Annotated in this window: 13 protein-coding genes; 6 read left to right on the plus strand and 7 right to left on the minus strand. The window is 66.5% G+C overall.

All coding sequences use genetic code 11. From position 1 onward, the window contains the following. Positions 1 to 641: 641 nt before the first annotated feature. The 7 genes from HOP58_RS16490 to def form a co-directional block, all read right to left on the minus strand. Positions 642 to 1886 (minus strand): TraB/GumN family protein, encoded by a 1245-nt coding sequence (locus HOP58_RS16490; RefSeq protein WP_234260931.1) that lies wholly within the window; start codon positions 1884 to 1886, stop codon positions 642 to 644. Positions 1887 to 1960: 74 nt separating this feature from the next. Further along, a complete protein-coding gene (locus tag HOP58_RS16495; protein ID WP_234260932.1) occupies positions 1961 to 3409 on the minus strand; it encodes a TrkH family potassium uptake protein in 1449 nt (482 codons plus the stop codon). 43 nt (positions 3410 to 3452) lie between these two features. Then, positions 3453 to 4826 carry a Trk system potassium transporter TrkA gene (trkA, locus tag HOP58_RS16500; RefSeq protein ID WP_010626617.1) on the minus strand — a complete coding sequence of 458 codons (1374 nt, stop codon included), beginning with the start codon at positions 4824 to 4826 and terminating at the stop codon, positions 3453 to 3455. 112 nt (positions 4827 to 4938) lie between these two features. After that, positions 4939 to 5145 carry a dodecin gene (locus HOP58_RS16505; protein ID WP_010626618.1) on the minus strand — a complete coding sequence of 69 codons (207 nt, stop codon included), beginning with the start codon at positions 5143 to 5145 and terminating at the stop codon, positions 4939 to 4941. 37 nt (positions 5146 to 5182) lie between these two features. Further along, positions 5183 to 6532 (minus strand): 16S rRNA (cytosine(967)-C(5))-methyltransferase RsmB, encoded by a 1350-nt coding sequence (rsmB, locus tag HOP58_RS16510; protein ID WP_234255334.1) that lies wholly within the window; start codon positions 6530 to 6532, stop codon positions 5183 to 5185. Then, positions 6532 to 7518: a methionyl-tRNA formyltransferase gene (gene fmt / locus HOP58_RS16515; RefSeq protein WP_234260933.1), complete on the minus strand. Its 987-nt coding sequence runs from the start codon at positions 7516 to 7518 to the stop codon at positions 6532 to 6534. Before fmt ends, rsmB begins: the two co-directional genes overlap by 1 nt. A gap of 105 nt (positions 7519 to 7623) precedes the next feature. After that, positions 7624 to 8133, minus strand: coding sequence for a peptide deformylase (gene def / locus HOP58_RS16520; RefSeq protein WP_010626621.1), 510 nt, complete (start codon positions 8131 to 8133; stop codon positions 7624 to 7626). A 249-nt stretch (positions 8134 to 8382) separates the two neighbouring features. Here def and HOP58_RS16525 point away from each other — a divergent pair, with 249 nt between their 5' ends. The 6 genes from HOP58_RS16525 to HOP58_RS16550 all read left to right on the plus strand — a co-directional run bounded on the left by HOP58_RS16525 (position 8383) and on the right by HOP58_RS16550 (position 14729). Further along, complete coding sequence (locus HOP58_RS16525; RefSeq protein ID WP_234260934.1) at positions 8383 to 9465, plus strand: LysM domain-containing protein; 1083 nt, start codon at positions 8383 to 8385, stop codon at positions 9463 to 9465. A 14-nt stretch (positions 9466 to 9479) separates the two neighbouring features. Next, on the plus strand, positions 9480 to 10580 hold the full coding sequence (gene dprA / locus HOP58_RS16530; RefSeq protein ID WP_234260935.1) for a DNA-processing protein DprA: 1101 nt from the start codon (positions 9480 to 9482) through the stop codon (positions 10578 to 10580). 76 nt (positions 10581 to 10656) lie between these two features. Next, on the plus strand, positions 10657 to 11214 hold the full coding sequence (locus HOP58_RS16535; RefSeq protein WP_234255326.1) for a Sua5/YciO/YrdC/YwlC family protein: 558 nt from the start codon (positions 10657 to 10659) through the stop codon (positions 11212 to 11214). Positions 11215 to 11246: 32 nt separating this feature from the next. Continuing rightward, positions 11247 to 12182 (plus strand): oxygen-dependent coproporphyrinogen oxidase, encoded by a 936-nt coding sequence (gene hemF, locus HOP58_RS16540; protein ID WP_234260936.1) that lies wholly within the window; start codon positions 11247 to 11249, stop codon positions 12180 to 12182. Beyond that, a complete protein-coding gene (gene aroE / locus HOP58_RS16545) occupies positions 12179 to 13003 on the plus strand; it encodes a shikimate dehydrogenase (RefSeq protein WP_234260937.1) in 825 nt (274 codons plus the stop codon). Before hemF ends, aroE begins: the two co-directional genes overlap by 4 nt. A 106-nt stretch (positions 13004 to 13109) precedes the next feature. Further along, entirely contained in the window at positions 13110 to 14729 is a 1620-nt protein-coding gene (locus HOP58_RS16550; protein ID WP_010626627.1) for an ABC transporter substrate-binding protein, read from the plus strand. Positions 14730 to 14810: the final 81 nt, after the last annotated feature.

The raw sequence follows: 14810 nt of genomic DNA on the forward strand, positions 1-14810 counted from the left end.
TCAGCTGTCGGTATCCCATGCTCTGCTTCACTTTGGTCGGTAAAGCAGGGAGGGTACCGGCGCTGGCCCTCCTGCTTCTACCGGGTGGTCCAAAGTGCTGCGGTTATTCTATGAATCTAGGTACACCACCGATTCCTTGCACTCGGAGCAAGTGAGAGTATGTGCTAGGTTTGCGGTGCCGCATGAGGGACAAATCCAGTTGTAGCTCGGGCCTTTTCTTAAATACTTTTTCTCTTTCTTTTTGATCCAGATAATGAGGGTCGCGACGGCTGCTATCATTGCTAGCGCGCCGGCTAGCAGGGATGGTGTTCCTAAGACGTGTACAAGGCCAAAGAAAAGCAAAGCCTCAAGACTGGATATTTCAATATGCTCACCTATGGCTAACACTCCAGGAGAATGGAAAGAAGTGGTTGCTATGAGGACGGAGAGTATTCTTTTCATGCTTAATAAAAAGCCACTTGTATTAGCTAAATGTGGTGAGAGTATAACCATAAACCCACATGACCGGCGCGCTGAACACAGCCAGTACCCAGTCTGCTTCGCATCGTCGGGAGAGCCTGGCTGATGCGTTGGCGTCTCCCGGCGTGCGGCGGGTGTTCCCCCATCGCCACAAAGCGGTGGGAGGGCGAAGGCGACGCCGGCTAGGCCGGCCCACCCATCAAGGCGCCGGCGATGCGGAAGCCCGCGACCCAGGTGCCGGCAGCGGAGCCCAATGTGGCGAAGAGGAATACCAGCAGAGTGCGTGAAACGCGGTTGCGCCACCAACCCTTGAGCTCGGTGACGTCGTGGCGCAGGGTCGAGAAGTCCCGCACCTTGGGCTTGCGCAGCCACAGCTCGACCCCTGCCGCGACGAAGCCGGCGCCGATGGTGGGGTTGAGCGAGGTCAACGGGGCGGCGAACATGGTGGCCACCACCGTGACCGGGTGGGCCAGGGCGATCAGCGTGGCGAGCCCCGAGAGCACGCCGTTGATCAGGAACCATTCGCCGACCAGCTGCCAGCCGAGCTCGGTATTGCGCGAGAAGCCGATGGCGAAGCCGGTCAGCACCAGTGCTGTGATCAGCCAGGGCAGGGCGCGCCAGATCTTCGATGGCGGCGGAGTGGCTTCCAGGCTCTCGCGTTCCGTTTGCGGGGCAGCGGGCAGCGGGGCCTCGAGATGCTCGACCATGCCCTTCATGTGTCCGGCACCGATCACCACCAGCACGTTGCAGTAGCGCCCGGGTGGGGCCTGCTCGGCCAGGCGCAGCACCATGTACCGGTCGCGCTCGGTGATAAGAGGCGTGTAGAGGGCTTCCGATTCGGCGGCGAACTCGCTGAAGGTGGACTCCAGCACGTCGCCCTCCTTCAGCCTCTCGATCTCTTCTGGCTTGACCTCCTGGCGCGACATCACGCTGCCGAGCAGGCCGGTGAACAGCGACATGCGCTGCCACCAGGGCACGTTGTGATAGATACGCTTGAGCGTCACGCCCACGTCGCGGTCGACCAGCAGCAGCGGCAGGTCATGAGCGCGGGCCTCATCCAGGGCGGCACGCATCTCGGCGCCCGGCTCGATACCGGACTGCTCGGCCACGCGCTGCTGAAAGGCGCCCAGCGCCAGGTTGGCGGCGACCATGCCCGCCTTGCCCTGACGAAAAATCTCGAACAGGTCCTGCTGAGCCAGCGCATCCGGATTGCTGAGGTTGTGATGGCGGGCGTCGCACAGTTCGATGGCCACGGCATCGAATTCACCGGAGCGGATCATGCGGCGCACGTCTTCGGCGCTCTCGGCGGAGACGTGGGCGGTGCCTAGCAGGGTATAGCGGGTCTCTCCCACCTCGACGACGCGATGGGGGCCGCTGAAGGCGCCTTCCTGGCGGGGGTCGGTCACGGAATCCTGGGAGTCGGTCATGAACGCTCGGGTTGCAGGGAGTGAAGCCTCGATTATCCACGAAGCCGAGCCCCGAACCAAACTCGGCGCCGGGTTTACCTGCGCCAGAAGGCGGGCGTGAAGAGCACCAGCACGGTGAAGATCTCCAGGCGGCCGAGCAGCATCGCCACTACCAGGATCCACTTGGCCAGTAACGGTAGCTCGCCGTAGTTGTCGGAAGCCTCGCCCAGGGCCGGTCCCAGGTTGTTGAGTGCCGAGGCCACCGAGGACCAGGCGGTAACCTGGTCGACGCCGGTGGCCATCACCCCCACCAGCATCAGGAAGAACAGCATCAGGTAGGCCGAGAAGAAGCCCCACACCGCCTGGGCGATGCCGTCCGGCACGCTTACCTTGCCCACCTTTACCGCGATCACCGCGCTGGGGTGGATCAGGCGCATCACCTCGCGCATGCCCTGCTTCAGGATCAGGATGATGCGGATCACCTTCATGCCGCCGCCGGTGGAGCCGGAGCAGCCGCCGACGAAGGCGGCCATGAACAGCAGAAAGGGCAGCGCTCCCGGCCAGGCCGAGAAGTCGGCCACGCTGAAACCACCGGTGGTGGCGATGGCGACCGACTGGAACAGGCCGTGACGCAGGCCGCGCTCGGTGTCGTAGGTGCCGGTCAGCCACAGCGACACCACGGCGATGACGATCAGCCCGGAGAGGAACAGCAGCAGGAAGCGCGCCTCGGGGTCCTGGAGGTAGTGTTTCAACTGGCGTCCCCGCCAGGCCAGGAAGTGCAGGCTGAAGCTCATCGCCGAGACGATCAGGAAGAAGGCGCAGATCAGTTCGATCACGGCGCTGTCGAAGTGACCGATGCTGGCGTCGTAGGTGGAGAAACCGCCGATGGCCACGGTGGAGAAGCTGTGACCCAGGGCATCGAACCAGTTCATGCCGGCGGCCAGATAAGCCAGGAAGCAGGTCAGCGTCAGCGCGGCGTAGATGTACCAAAGCGCCTTGGCCGTCTCGGTGATACGCGGGGTCAGCTTGGAGTCCTTCAGCGGCCCCGGGATCTCGGTGCGGTAGAGCGCCATGCCGCCGACCCCCAGCGTCGGCAGGATTGCTACCGCCAGTACCACGATCCCCATGCCGCCCAGCCACTGCAGCTGCTGGCGGTAGTAGAGCACCGACTCGGGCAGGAACTCGATGCCGGTGATCACCGTGGCGCCGGTGGTGGTCAGTCCCGAGAAGGATTCGAACACGGCATCGGTGGGAGCCAGAGCGGCATCGCCGGTGAGCATGAACGGCAGCGAGCCGAACAGCCCCAGTACGCTCCAGAACAGCGCCGCGATCAGGAAGCCGTCGCGAATGCGCAGCTCCTTGCGCGCCCGGCGGTTGGGCAGGTACATCACCAACCCGGTCACCGCCGTGATCAGGATGGCGATGATGAAGGCGTCCCACTGACCGTCGCCGAACAGCAGCGAGATCAGGATCGGCGGCAGCATGGTCAGGCTGAACATCATCAGCAGCAGGCCGAGGATGCGGAGAATGACTCGCAGGCTCATGGGGCGGCGTTCCCTGCGTCGCGGGGTGTCATCGAGCGGGCCATCAGAAGAACGTCAGCCCGACCTGGAACAGCCGCTCGACGTCGCGGATGCGGCGCTTGTCGATCACGAACAGGATCAGGTGATCACCGGACTCCACCACCACGTCGTCGTGGGCGATCAGCACCTCCTTGCCGCGCACGATGGCGCCGATGGTGGTGCCGCGGGGCAGGTCGATCTCGCCGATGGCCCGCCCCACCACCTTCGATGACTGGGTGTCGCCGTGGGCGATGGCCTCGATGGCCTCGGCAGCGCCGCGGCGCAGCGAGTGCACGTTGACGATGTCGCCGCGGCGCACGTGGGTCAGCAGGCTGCCGATGGTGGCCTGCTGCGGCGAGATGGCGATGTCGATCTCGCCGCCCTGCACCAGGTCGACGTAGGCGGCGTTGTTGATCAGCGTCAGCACCTTCTTGGCGCCCATGCGCTTGGCCAGCATCGACGACATGATGTTGACCTCGTCGTCGTTGGTCAGCGCACAGAAGATGTCGCACTCCTCGATGTTCTCCTCTTCCAGCAGGCGCTTGTTGGTGGCGCTGCCGTGCAGCACCACGGTGCGGTTGAGGCGTTCGGAGAGCACGGTGCAGCGCTCCAGGCCGTGCTCGATGATCTTGACCTGATGGCTGTGCTCGAGGTGCTCGGCGAGGCGCTCGCCGATGTTGCCGCCGCCGGCGATCACCACCCGGCGGAAGTCGCGGTCGACCCGGCGCAGCTCGCTCATCACCGCGCGAATGTCGCGCCGGGCGGCGATGAAGAAGACCTCGTCGTCGGCCTCGATCACGGTGTCGCCGCGGGGGATGATCGGCCGGTTGCGGCGGTAGATGGCCGCCACCCGGGTGTCGACGCTGGGCATGTGGCGGCGCAGGAAGCCGAGGTCCTGGCCCACCAGCGGGCCGCCGTAGTAGGCCTTGACCGCCACCAGCTGCACCAGGCCGCCGGCGAACTCCAGCACCTGCAGCGCACCGGGGTGCTCGATCAAACGACGAATATGGTCGGTGACCACCTGCTCGGGGCTGATCAGCACGTCGATGGGGACCGCCTCGTGGGCGAACAGCCCCTTGCGGGTGAGGTAGGCGGTGGCACGCACCCGGGCAATCTTGGTGGGGGTGCGAAACAGGGTGTGGGCGACCTGGCAGGCGATCATGTTGACCTCGTCCTGGCTGGTCACCGCGATCAGCATGTCGGCGTCTTCGCAGCCGGCCTGGCGCAGCACTACCGGGTAGGAGCCGGGGCCCACCACGGTGCGGATGTCGAGCCGGGTGTGCAGCTCGCGCAGCCGTTCGCCGTCGGTGTCCACCACCGTGATGTCGTTCTCCTCGCGGGCCAGATGCTCGGCCAGCGTGCCGCCGACCTGGCCGGCCCCCAGGATGATGATCTTCATATGCTGTCAGGCCCATCAAACGACTCTGCGACGCCGATATGGCGCCGCAGCATCCGTGGCTAGCATAAACCAGCCGAAGGTGATGTAACAGCCGCGTAGGGAGCGGTCGTCGTCAGTCGAGGGTGAAGCCCACCTTGATGGTGACCTGCCAGTGGGCGACGCGGCCGTTCTCGATATGCCCGCGGGTATCCGTCACTTCGAACCAGCGCATGCCGTGCAGGCTCTGTGAGGCCTTCTCCAGCGCGCGTTGGATGGCGTCCTCGACGCCTTTTTCCGAGGAACCGGTAAGCTCGATGTGCTTGTAGACGTGATCGCTCATGGGTGCTCCTTGCTCATGTGATCGATGGCAGGGCGGGTCAGCCCTGCTTCCTCAGTCTGGCATAAAAGAAGCCGTCGTGACTGTCGGGCTCAGGCAGCAGCTGGCGCCCGGCACCCACCGCCCGGCCCCAGCTCACCTCTGCGGGGGTGGTGACGGTCACATCGGGGGTGCGTTCGAGGAAGGCGCGGATCTGTTCGTCGTTCTCCTCGCGCAGCACCGAACAGGTAGCGTACAGCAGCGAGCCGCCGGGGCGCAGCAGGGGCCAGAGATTGTCGAGCAGGCGTGTCTGCAGCTCAGCAAGCTTGGCAATGTCGGAGGCGCGCCGCAGGCGCTTGATGTCGGGATGACGACGGATCACGCCGGTGCCGGAGCAGGGGGCATCGAGCAGGATGGCGTCGAAGGGCGTACCGTCCCACCAGTCGCGCCCGGTGGCGTCGGCGTGCACCAGCGTGGCTGAAAGACCCAGCCGTTCCAGGGTATCCTCGACCCGGGCCAGGCGGACGGCGTCGCTGTCCAGCGCCAGCAGCTCGATGTCGAACAGTTCCAGCAGGTGCGCGGTCTTGCCGCCGGGAGCGCAGCAGGCGTCCAGCACGCGGCCGCCGGGGCGCGGTGCCAGGGCCGGCCCCAGTAGTTCGGCGGCGAGCTGCGCCGCTTCGTCCTGCACGCTGACGTCGCCTTCGGTGAAGCCGGGCAGTGCCTGGACGTCGCAGGGCTTCTCCAGTACCAGGCCGTCGGGGGAGTGGGTGCACAGGCGCGCATCGATGCCGCTTTCGACCAGCCTGGCCAGGTAGGCCTCACGGTCACCGCGACGGCGGTTGATGCGCAAGGCCATGGGGCCCGGCTGGTTGTTGGCCTCGGCAATGGCTCGCCAGTCGTCGGGCCAGTCCTCGCGCAGGGCCTTGAGCAGCCAGCGCGGATGCAGCAGCGCCACCGCCGGATCCTGATCGACCTCGGCCTGCAGCGCGGCGGATTCGCGGGTGAGCCGTCGCAAGCAACCGTTGAGCACCTTGGTTGCCCACTCCTTGCCCAGTTGGCGTGCGGCGCCGGCGGTTTCACCCACGGCGGCGTGGGCCGGGATGCGCAGATAGAGCAGCTGATAGATGCCCAGCAGCAGCAACGCCTGAACGTCGGCGTCGCGGGCCTTGAACGGCGTCTTGAGCAGACGCTCGGCCAACGCCTCGAGACGCGGCAGGGTGCGACATACGCCGTAGCACATCGCCTTGAACAGCGCGCGGTCGCGAATCACCACCTGATGGTCGTCGAGGTCGCTGAGCGAGCCCTTGGCGGTGATCACGGGCACCAGGGCGCGAGCGGCGCTGGCGCGAACCGCCTGGCCGCCGTCCTGCACCGACTTGCCGGCGCGGGTGGATGGCGTGGAACGATGCATCAGGCGCTCTCCTCGTTGGCCTGTCCAAGGACGTGTCCGGGATGGAGTCGCTCGTGGCGGGCGTTGAGCAGGTCGCGGGCCGCCAGCGGCTTGCCGCCCGGCAGTTGCGCCTGAGTGACCCGCAGTACCTCGCTGCCCTGTTGGCCGCAGGCGATGCGCAGTGCATCCGTATCGGGCGCCAGCAGGGTGCCCGGCACGCTGGCGGGCTCGTCATCGCGTGCGGTGCCGACCTCGGCCATCAGCAGGCGCAGGCGCTCGCTGCCCAGGTGGCACCAGGCGACCGGCCAGGGATTGAAGGCGCGTACCTTGGCGGCAAGCTCGGCGGCGGGGCGGCTGAAGTCCAGCTCGGCCTCGGCCTTGGAGAGCTTGGCGGCATAGGTCACGCCAGCCTCGGGCTGCGGCGTGGCGGCAAGCCCGTCGCCTGCCAGGGCATCCAGTGCCTCGACGATCGCCTCGCCGCCCAGCCGGGCCAGGGTGTCGTGCAGCTCGCCGCCGGTGGTGGTGGCGGTGATGGGGGTGCGCTTCACCAATAGCATGTCGCCGGTATCGAGCCCGGCATCCATCTGCATGATGGTCACGCCGCTCGCGTCGTCACCGGCCTCGATGGCGCGCTGGATCGGCGCCGCACCGCGCCAGCGTGGCAGCAGCGAGGCGTGCACGTTGAGGCAGCCGAGGCGGGGGGTATCGAGCACCGTCTGGGGCAGGATCAGACCGTAGGCCACCACCACCATGAGGTCGGCCTCGAAGGCGGCCAGTTCGGCCTGCACCTCGGCGCTCTTCAGGGTTTCGGGCTGCAGCACCGGCAGCCCGTGCTCCAGGGCCAGCGACTTGACCGGGCTGGCGGTGAGCTTGCGGCCTCGGCCGGCCGGGCGGTCGGGCTGGGTGTAGACGGCGATTACCTGGTGCTGACTGTGCAGCAGGGAGGCCAGGCTGGCGGCAGCGAAATCGGGGGTGCCGGCGAAGATGATGCGCAGAGGTCGGGACATGAGTCGAGCCTTGCCAATGAACGGTTGCCCTCATCATAACGGAGGCGGCCGCAAACGACGAAGGCCGGCGCACCGGCGCCGGCCTTCGTTAACCGTCATTCTGGGTCAGGCAGATTGCAGCTTGTGGCGCTTCTGCATTTTCTTGAGCACGCGGTCGCGCTTGAGTGGCGAGAGGTAGTCGACGAACAGCACACCTTCGAGATGGTCGTACTCATGCTGGATGCAGTGGGCCAGCAGACCGTCCGCCTCGAGCTCGTAGGGCTTGCCGTCGCGGTCCAGCGCCTTGAGCCGGACCTTCAGCGCGCGCGGCACCTCGGCATAGTACTCGGGGATCGACAGGCAGCCCTCGGACATCAGCTCGCGCTCTTCGCCGATGGGCGTGTACTCGGGGTTGATCAGTACCAGGGGGTGCGAGCGTTCCTCGCTGACGTCCATCACGATCACGCGGCGGTGGACGTCCACCTGGGTGGCGGCAAGGCCGATTCCGGAGGCGTCGTACATGGTTTCGAGCATGTCGTCGACCAGCCGGCGTACCTCGTCATCGACCGCTTCGACCGGCGCCGCTCTGGTGCGCAGCCGCTCGTCGGGAAATTCGAGGATAGTCAATTTGGCCATGGCGTTGGAACCACCGTTATGCTGTCATTCGGGGATTGCCCCTATTCTAGGGGTTGGCGCGCCGGGGTGAAACTGCCGGCCGCATATCGATTCAATAGTGTTGGACTATAGCATGGCACCTCGGTTCCGGGGGTGGATGCGTCGCGCAGGACAGCTGGGGTGAAGGGCGGGGGAGCGGACGGGATGCAGAAGAGTACGAAGCGGAAGCCCGGCGGGCCGCGGAAGATTGTGCTGATGAAGCAAGTTCTGATGAAAAGGGCTTTGGTGAAGAGAGCGCTGAGCTGGGGTGGCGGCATGGCGCTGCTGCTCTGCGCGGCGCTGGCTCAGGCCCAGGGGCTCAGTTGGGACCGGGGCCTGCGCAGCGATGCACCGGATCGCTATACGGTGGTGCGTGGCGATACCCTGTGGGACATCTCGGGGCGCTTCCTGAGCCATCCCTGGCAGTGGCCGGAGGTGTGGCAGGTCAATCCGCAGATTCGCAACCCCCACCTGATCTATCCCGGCGATGTGGTCTATCTCTACGACTGCAACGGGCGACCCTGCTTGGGGCTGGAACGCGGCCAGGGCGAGGTGCGACTCTCGCCTGAGGTGCGCCGCGTGCCCGTGCGCGAGGCCATCGAGCCGATCCCCCTCGATGCGGTGCGCCATTTCCTGCGCGATCATCGGGTCGTCGACGACCCCGAAGCCTTGAACGAACTGGCCTACGTGGTGGCCGGCAACGACCGGCGCATCATCAGCGGCGCGGGCGATCGAATCTATGCTCGCGGCGAGCTGCAGCGCGGGTCGCGTTACGGCATCTACCGTGTGGGCGACCGCTACCAGGATGGCGCCAGCGGTGAACTGCTGGGTCTGGAGCTGGTTAGCATCGGTCGGGCGCGGGCCGATCGCAGTGAAGACGACATTGCGATCATGGAGATCGTCTCCGCCAACCAGGAGGTGCGCAATGACGACATCGTGCTGCCGCTGGAGGAGCGTGAACTGGTCAGCGAGTTCGTGCCACGTGCACCCGACCACGACGTACAAGGCGCCATTCTGGCGGTGCCCGGAGGGGTGCGCTTCATCGGCCGGCTGCAGGTGGTGACACTGGACCGAGGGCGCCGCGACGGGCTCGAGATCGGACACGTGCTGCAGGTCGAGCAGCAGGGCGAGCGCATCATCGACCCACGCACCGGCGAGTCGCTGCGCCTGCCCGGCACCGATGCCGGCTTGATCATGGTCTTCCGGCCCTACGAGAAGGTGAGCTACGGCCTGGTGCTGCAGGCGACGCGCACCCTCGAAGTCGGCGATCGCGTGCACAACCCCCGGCGCGGGGTGGGGGTGGCACAGCGGTGAAAGCTGGAGAGAGTGTGCTTGGCCAACAGGAGTGGCTGATACTGACGAAGCTGCCAGGCGTGGGGTCGGCGCGGCTGGCCGAGATCGCCGCGGCCGCCCCCGACTGGCCTGCCGGCTGGCTGGCCCGGCTGCCGCATCAGGCGGCCACGATGCTGCGCCACTGGCTCGACCACCCGGGGCGCAGCCCGCTGACCGAGGCGCTGGAGGCCGATCTGGCCTGGCTTACGGCCGCGCCCGGGCGGCACCTGCTGTATCCGGGGCACCCGGCCTGGCCGGCGCTGCTGGAACAGATCGGCGACCCGCCGCCGCTGCTCTGGGGAGTCGGCGACCTGGCCGCGCTGGAGCCCCCCGGGCTTGCCATCGTCGGCACCCGTCGCCCCACCCGCGACGGCTTGACCAATGCGGCGCTCTTTGGGCGCGAGCTGGCCAGCCGCGACTGGTGCGTGGTCAGCGGGTTGGCGCTGGGCATCGACGGTGCGGCCCAGCAGGCCGCCATCGAAGCCGGTGGGCGCAGTGTGGCGGTGCTGGGCTGCGGTGCCGATGTCATCTATCCGCCGCGTCATGGACGGCTCTACCATCAGTTGCTCGAACATGGCGGTCTGGTGCTCTCCGAATACTTGCCCGGCACACCGGCCCGCTCCGGTTTCTTTCCCCGCCGCAATCGCATCGTCACCGGCATGTCGTTGGGCGTGCTGGTGGTGGAGGCCGCCGAGAAGAGCGGTTCGCTGGTCAGCGCCCGGCTGGCCATGGAGCAGAATCGCGAAGTCTTCGCGCTGCCCGGCTCGATCAACAATCCCCAGGCCCGCGGCTGCCTGCAGCTGATTCGTCAGGGTGCGGTGCTGGTGCGTCATATCGACGACATCCTCGAAGAACTCAGCCACTGGGCGGCCGTGGTGGCTCCCGTGGTTGCATCACAGGCGTCTGGCGCCGAGGCGGGCAGTGTGGCCGATCCGCTGTTGCGCTGGCTGAGCGACTCGCCGTCTCCTCTCGATGCCCTGGTTAACCTGACCGGACTGAGCGTGTCCGACTGTCAGCGCCGTCTGCTGGAGCTCGAACTCGAGGGCCGTGCCGCCCAGGCTCCGGGCGGCTGGGTGCGCCTGCCGGAGACGGCCTGAGCGTGCTAGCATATCGACCTTTCTTGATCGCCGCGGTCACTTGGCTGCGGCGGTTGCACTGCCCGCAGGAGAGCCCATGATCGTGGCCGATACACTGGATGCCGCCGTTGCCGCGCTGCGTGGTGGCGGCGTGATTGCCTATCCCACCGAAGGCGTGTGGGGGCTGGGCTGTGATCCCGACAGCGACGAGGCCGTGGCGCGCTTGCTGCGGCTCAAGCAGCGCGACCCGGCCAAGGGGCTGATTCTGATCGCCGCTTCCATCGCGCAGTTCGCTCCCTGGCTCGAGGGGCTGCCGCCAGAGCTGCATGCGCCGCTGGTCGCCAGCTGGCCGGGGCCCAACACCTGGCTGGTGCCGGACAACGGGCGTACCCATGCGCTGGTACGTGGCGCCCATGAGTGCGTGGCACTGCGGGTCAGCGACCATCCCGGTGTCATCGCTCTGTGTCAGGCCTACGGTGGGCCGATCGTCTCGACCTCGGCCAACAAGGCCAGCGAACCCTCGGCCATGAGCGCCGCCGAGGTGCGCGAGATCTTCGGCGACGAACTGGATGCCATCGTCGAAGGCGAGCTGGGTGGGCTCGACCGGCCCAGTACCATTCGCGACCTGCGCAGCGGCCGGGTGCTGCGGGCCTAGGCTTAGACCAGTCAGCGACGAGGAGAGACGCGGTGCGAGCCAATCTCGAAACGGTGAAGTCCTACCTGCTCGACCTGCAGGATCGGCTGTGCGATGGCCTGGCCACCGAGGACGGCGGCGCCGGTTTCCGCGAGGAGAGCTGGCAGCGCGAGGCCGGCGGTGGCGGCCGTTCCCGGGTGATGGAGCACGGTCGCGTGTTCGAGAAGGGCGGGGTCAACTTCTCCCACGTTTACGGTGACCGGCTGCCGCCCTCGGCCACCGCGACCCGGCCTCAGCTGGCCGGTCGCGGCTTCCATGCGGTAGGCGTCTCCTGGGTGCTGCACCCCGAGAACCCCCACGTGCCGACCAGTCACGGCAACGTGCGTTTCTTCATTGCCGAGAAGGAGGGCGAGGCGCCGGTGTGGTGGTTCGGCGGCGGCTTCGATCTCACCCCCTACTATCCGGTGCTCGAAGACGTGGTGCACTGGCACCGGGTGGCCCGCGACGCCTGCGCCCCTTTCGGCGCCGAGGTCTACCCGCGCTTCAAGGCCTGGTGCGACGAGTACTTCTACCTGAAGCACCGCGAGGAGACCCGCGGCGTGGGCGGGCTGTTCTTCGACGACTTCAACGAGTGGGACTTCGATAGCTGCTTTGCCTTCCAGCGCGCGGTGGGGGATGCCTTCCTCGACGCCTACCTGCCCATTGTCCGGCGCCGGCGCGACACCCCCTGGAGCGAGCGCGAACGCGAGTTTCAGCTCTACCGTCGCGGCCGCTACGTGGAGTTCAACCTGGTGTGGGACCGCGGCACCCTGTTCGGGCTGCAGAGCGGCGGGCGTACCGAATCGATCCTGATGTCGATGCCGCCGCTGGCGCGCTGGGAGTATGGCTGGACGCCCGAGCCGGGTAGCGCCGAAGAGGTTTTGTATCGGGAGTATCTGCGCCCCCGCGACTGGCTGGGGGAAATAGCAGGGGGAGGAGTCTCTTCATGACCAACCGCTACTGCGTCTTCGGCAATCCCATCTCGCATTCGAAGTCGCCGCTGATCCACGCCGCTTTTGCTGCGCAGACCGGCGAGGCGCTCGAGTACACCGCCATCGAGGCGCCATTGGACGACTTCGCTGGCGCCTGGCAGCGCTTCGTGGCCCAGGGCGGACGCGGCGCCAATGTCACCGTGCCGTTCAAGGAGGAAGCCTTCCAGCTCTGCGATACCCTGAGCCGTCGCGCTCAGCGGGCCGGGGCGGTCAATACGCTGGTGCTGGGCAAGAACGGTCTCACATACGGTGATACCACCGACGGCGTCGGCCTGGTGCGCGATCTTCAGCACCATGGGGTGGCACTGGAAGGGGCCCGTATCCTGGTGCTCGGCGCGGGTGGTGCGGTGCGTGGTGTGCTGGAGCCGCTGCTGGCGATGCGACCGGCACGTGTGCAGGTGGCCAACCGTACGGCGGCCAAGGCCGCGGCGCTGGCGGCGGATTTCGCCGATCTGGGCGAGATCCATGGCGGCGGTTTCGAGGCGGTCGTGGGGCCGTTTGACCTGGTGGTCAACGGTACCAGTGCCAGTCTTTCCGGCGAGCTGCCGCCGTTGCCCGATGCGCTTTTTGCTCCTGGAGCCAGCGCCTACGACATGATGTACGGCGCCGAACCCACCGTCTTCCTGTGCTGGGCCGAGGCCCGTGGGGCGCGGGGTATCGACGGACTCGGCATGCTGGTGGAGCAGGCCGCGGAGTCGTTCTTCCTATGGCGCAACAAGCGTCCGGAGACGGGGCCGGTGCGGGACACTCTCAGGCAGCGGCTGCAGGACAAGCGTTGAAGCGCAGGGTTGACACCTTCAACGCTGCTTCCTAGGTTGGGTTGGAGATATTCATGCCGGGCTGCGCTTCCGGCATGAATAACAACTACAATCCGAGGAAAAAACAGTGAAAAACAAGATCAGGGCCGGAGTGCCCATCAAGCTCGTGTCCGCTGCGGTGAGCGTGGGGCTAATGGTAGCCGGTGGCCAGGTGCTGGCTCAGGAGCGTGTCGCTTCCATCAATCTGATGACCACCACCGAGTCCTACGATCCCATCCGCTACGAAGCTGCCTTCATCATCGCCGAGCGCTGGCGCGAACTGGGCTTCGAGGTCAACGTCCAGCCCACCGAGTTCAGCACCGCGCTGGAGCGCTTCTACGATCAGCAGGACTTCGACGCGACCATTCTCGGTTGGAGCGGGCGCACCGACCGTCTCGATCCGCAGTTCTTCCTCAGCACTCTCGATTCACGCCAGTCCAATCTCGGCGGCAACAACCCGGGGGGCTACGAGAATCCGGAGTTCGACGCGCTGTTCGACCAGCAGTCTCAGGCCTTCGACATGGACGAGCGCCAGCGTATCGTTCAGGAGATGCAGGAGCTCTACAAGCCCGACGCGCCTCTCGTCGTGCTGTTCCATCGCGATGAGGTGGTAGCGTTCAATCACGATGCCTTCGAAGGCATCAACCCCATGGCCGGCGAGGGGCTCTACAGCGAGTGGGGTCCGATGGAGGCACGCCCGGTGGGCGATCGTTCCATCCTGCGTATCGGCGGCCCGCAGGAGCCGGACAACCTCAACCCGCTGGCGTCCACCTCGGTATGGGGCTGGAAGTGGATGCGCCTCTACTACGATCGCCTGGTACGTCTCTCCGCCGATGTGGAGCCGCTGCCCTGGGCCGCCGAGTCGGTGGATCAGGTCGACGACAACACCGTGGCGGTCACCCTGCGCCAGGGCATGACCTTTCATGACGGCGAGCCGGTCACCGCCGAGGACGTCGCCTTCACCTGGAACTACTATCTCGACCAGGACTACAGCTACTTCAACTCTTACCTGGCCGCGCTGGAGCGGGCCGAGCAGGTCGACGAACATACCGTGCATTTTCACCTGAGCGAGCCTTCGGCCTCCTTTGCCAGCATCTCGCTGTCGCAGATCCCGATCCTGCCCAAACATCTGTGGGAGGAGATCGAGGACGCTTCGACGCTCTCGCCCTCGCAGATTCCCACCGTCGGCTCCGGGCCCTTCGTGCACGAGCGCTTCGATCGCGGCGAGTTCATGGCGCTGAGCAAGTTCGAGGAGCACTTCCACGCTGACGAGATTGCCGCGGATGGCGTCGAGTTCATCATCTACGCCGACATGGAGGGCGTCTACACCGGCCTGCAGACCGGCCAGATCGACGTCACCGCCTGGCGCATGGAGCCCGGCCAGATCGGCCTGGCCGAGGGCGAGGACCACCTCACCGTGGTCAACGTGCCCGATTTCGGCTACTTCCACATGACCTACAACCTGCGTCGCGAGCCGTTCGACGACCGCGCCGTGCGCCGTGCCCTGACCATGGCCACCGACCGCGAGCGCATGGTCAACGTGCTGCTCGACGGTCGTGGCGAGGTGGGCTCCAGCGTGATCGCGCCGGTCAATACCTTCTGGCACGACCCCTTCGTCGAGCGCTTCGACTTCGACATGGAGGCTGCCCGGGCCGAGCTCGAGGAAGCCGGTTACTCCTGGGACGACGAAGGCCGCCTGGTCAGGTAAGCCTTTTCCGAGCCGTAGGTTTCCCTCTCACCGCTCACAAGGCGGTGAGAGGGAGTGCCAGTCGTCAAGAGCGAGTCTTCC

Origin of the sequence: Halomonas sp. MCCC 1A11062 (assembly GCF_021404355.1) — a bacterium.
GTDB classification, from domain to species: domain Bacteria; phylum Pseudomonadota; class Gammaproteobacteria; order Pseudomonadales; family Halomonadaceae; genus Halomonas; species Halomonas aerodenitrificans.

Coding starts and splice junctions, on each gene's coding strand:
- HOP58_RS16535 (WP_234255326.1), top strand. CDS start 10,657: ATGATCGTGGCCGATACACTGGATGCCGCCGTTGCCGCGCTGCGTGGT.
- fmt (WP_234260933.1), bottom strand. CDS start 7,518: ATGTCCCGACCTCTGCGCATCATCTTCGCCGGCACCCCCGATTTCGCT.
- HOP58_RS16495 (WP_234260932.1), bottom strand. CDS start 3,409: ATGAGCCTGCGAGTCATTCTCCGCATCCTCGGCCTGCTGCTGATGATG.
- HOP58_RS16525 (WP_234260934.1), top strand. CDS start 8,383: ATGAAAAGGGCTTTGGTGAAGAGAGCGCTGAGCTGGGGTGGCGGCATG.
- HOP58_RS16490 (WP_234260931.1), bottom strand. CDS start 1,886: ATGACCGACTCCCAGGATTCCGTGACCGACCCCCGCCAGGAAGGCGCC.
- trkA (WP_010626617.1), bottom strand. CDS start 4,826: ATGAAGATCATCATCCTGGGGGCCGGCCAGGTCGGCGGCACGCTGGCC.
- rsmB (WP_234255334.1), bottom strand. CDS start 6,532: ATGCATCGTTCCACGCCATCCACCCGCGCCGGCAAGTCGGTGCAGGAC.
- aroE (WP_234260937.1), top strand. CDS start 12,179: ATGACCAACCGCTACTGCGTCTTCGGCAATCCCATCTCGCATTCGAAG.
- def (WP_010626621.1), bottom strand. CDS start 8,133: ATGGCCAAATTGACTATCCTCGAATTTCCCGACGAGCGGCTGCGCACC.
- HOP58_RS16505 (WP_010626618.1), bottom strand. CDS start 5,145: ATGAGCGATCACGTCTACAAGCACATCGAGCTTACCGGTTCCTCGGAA.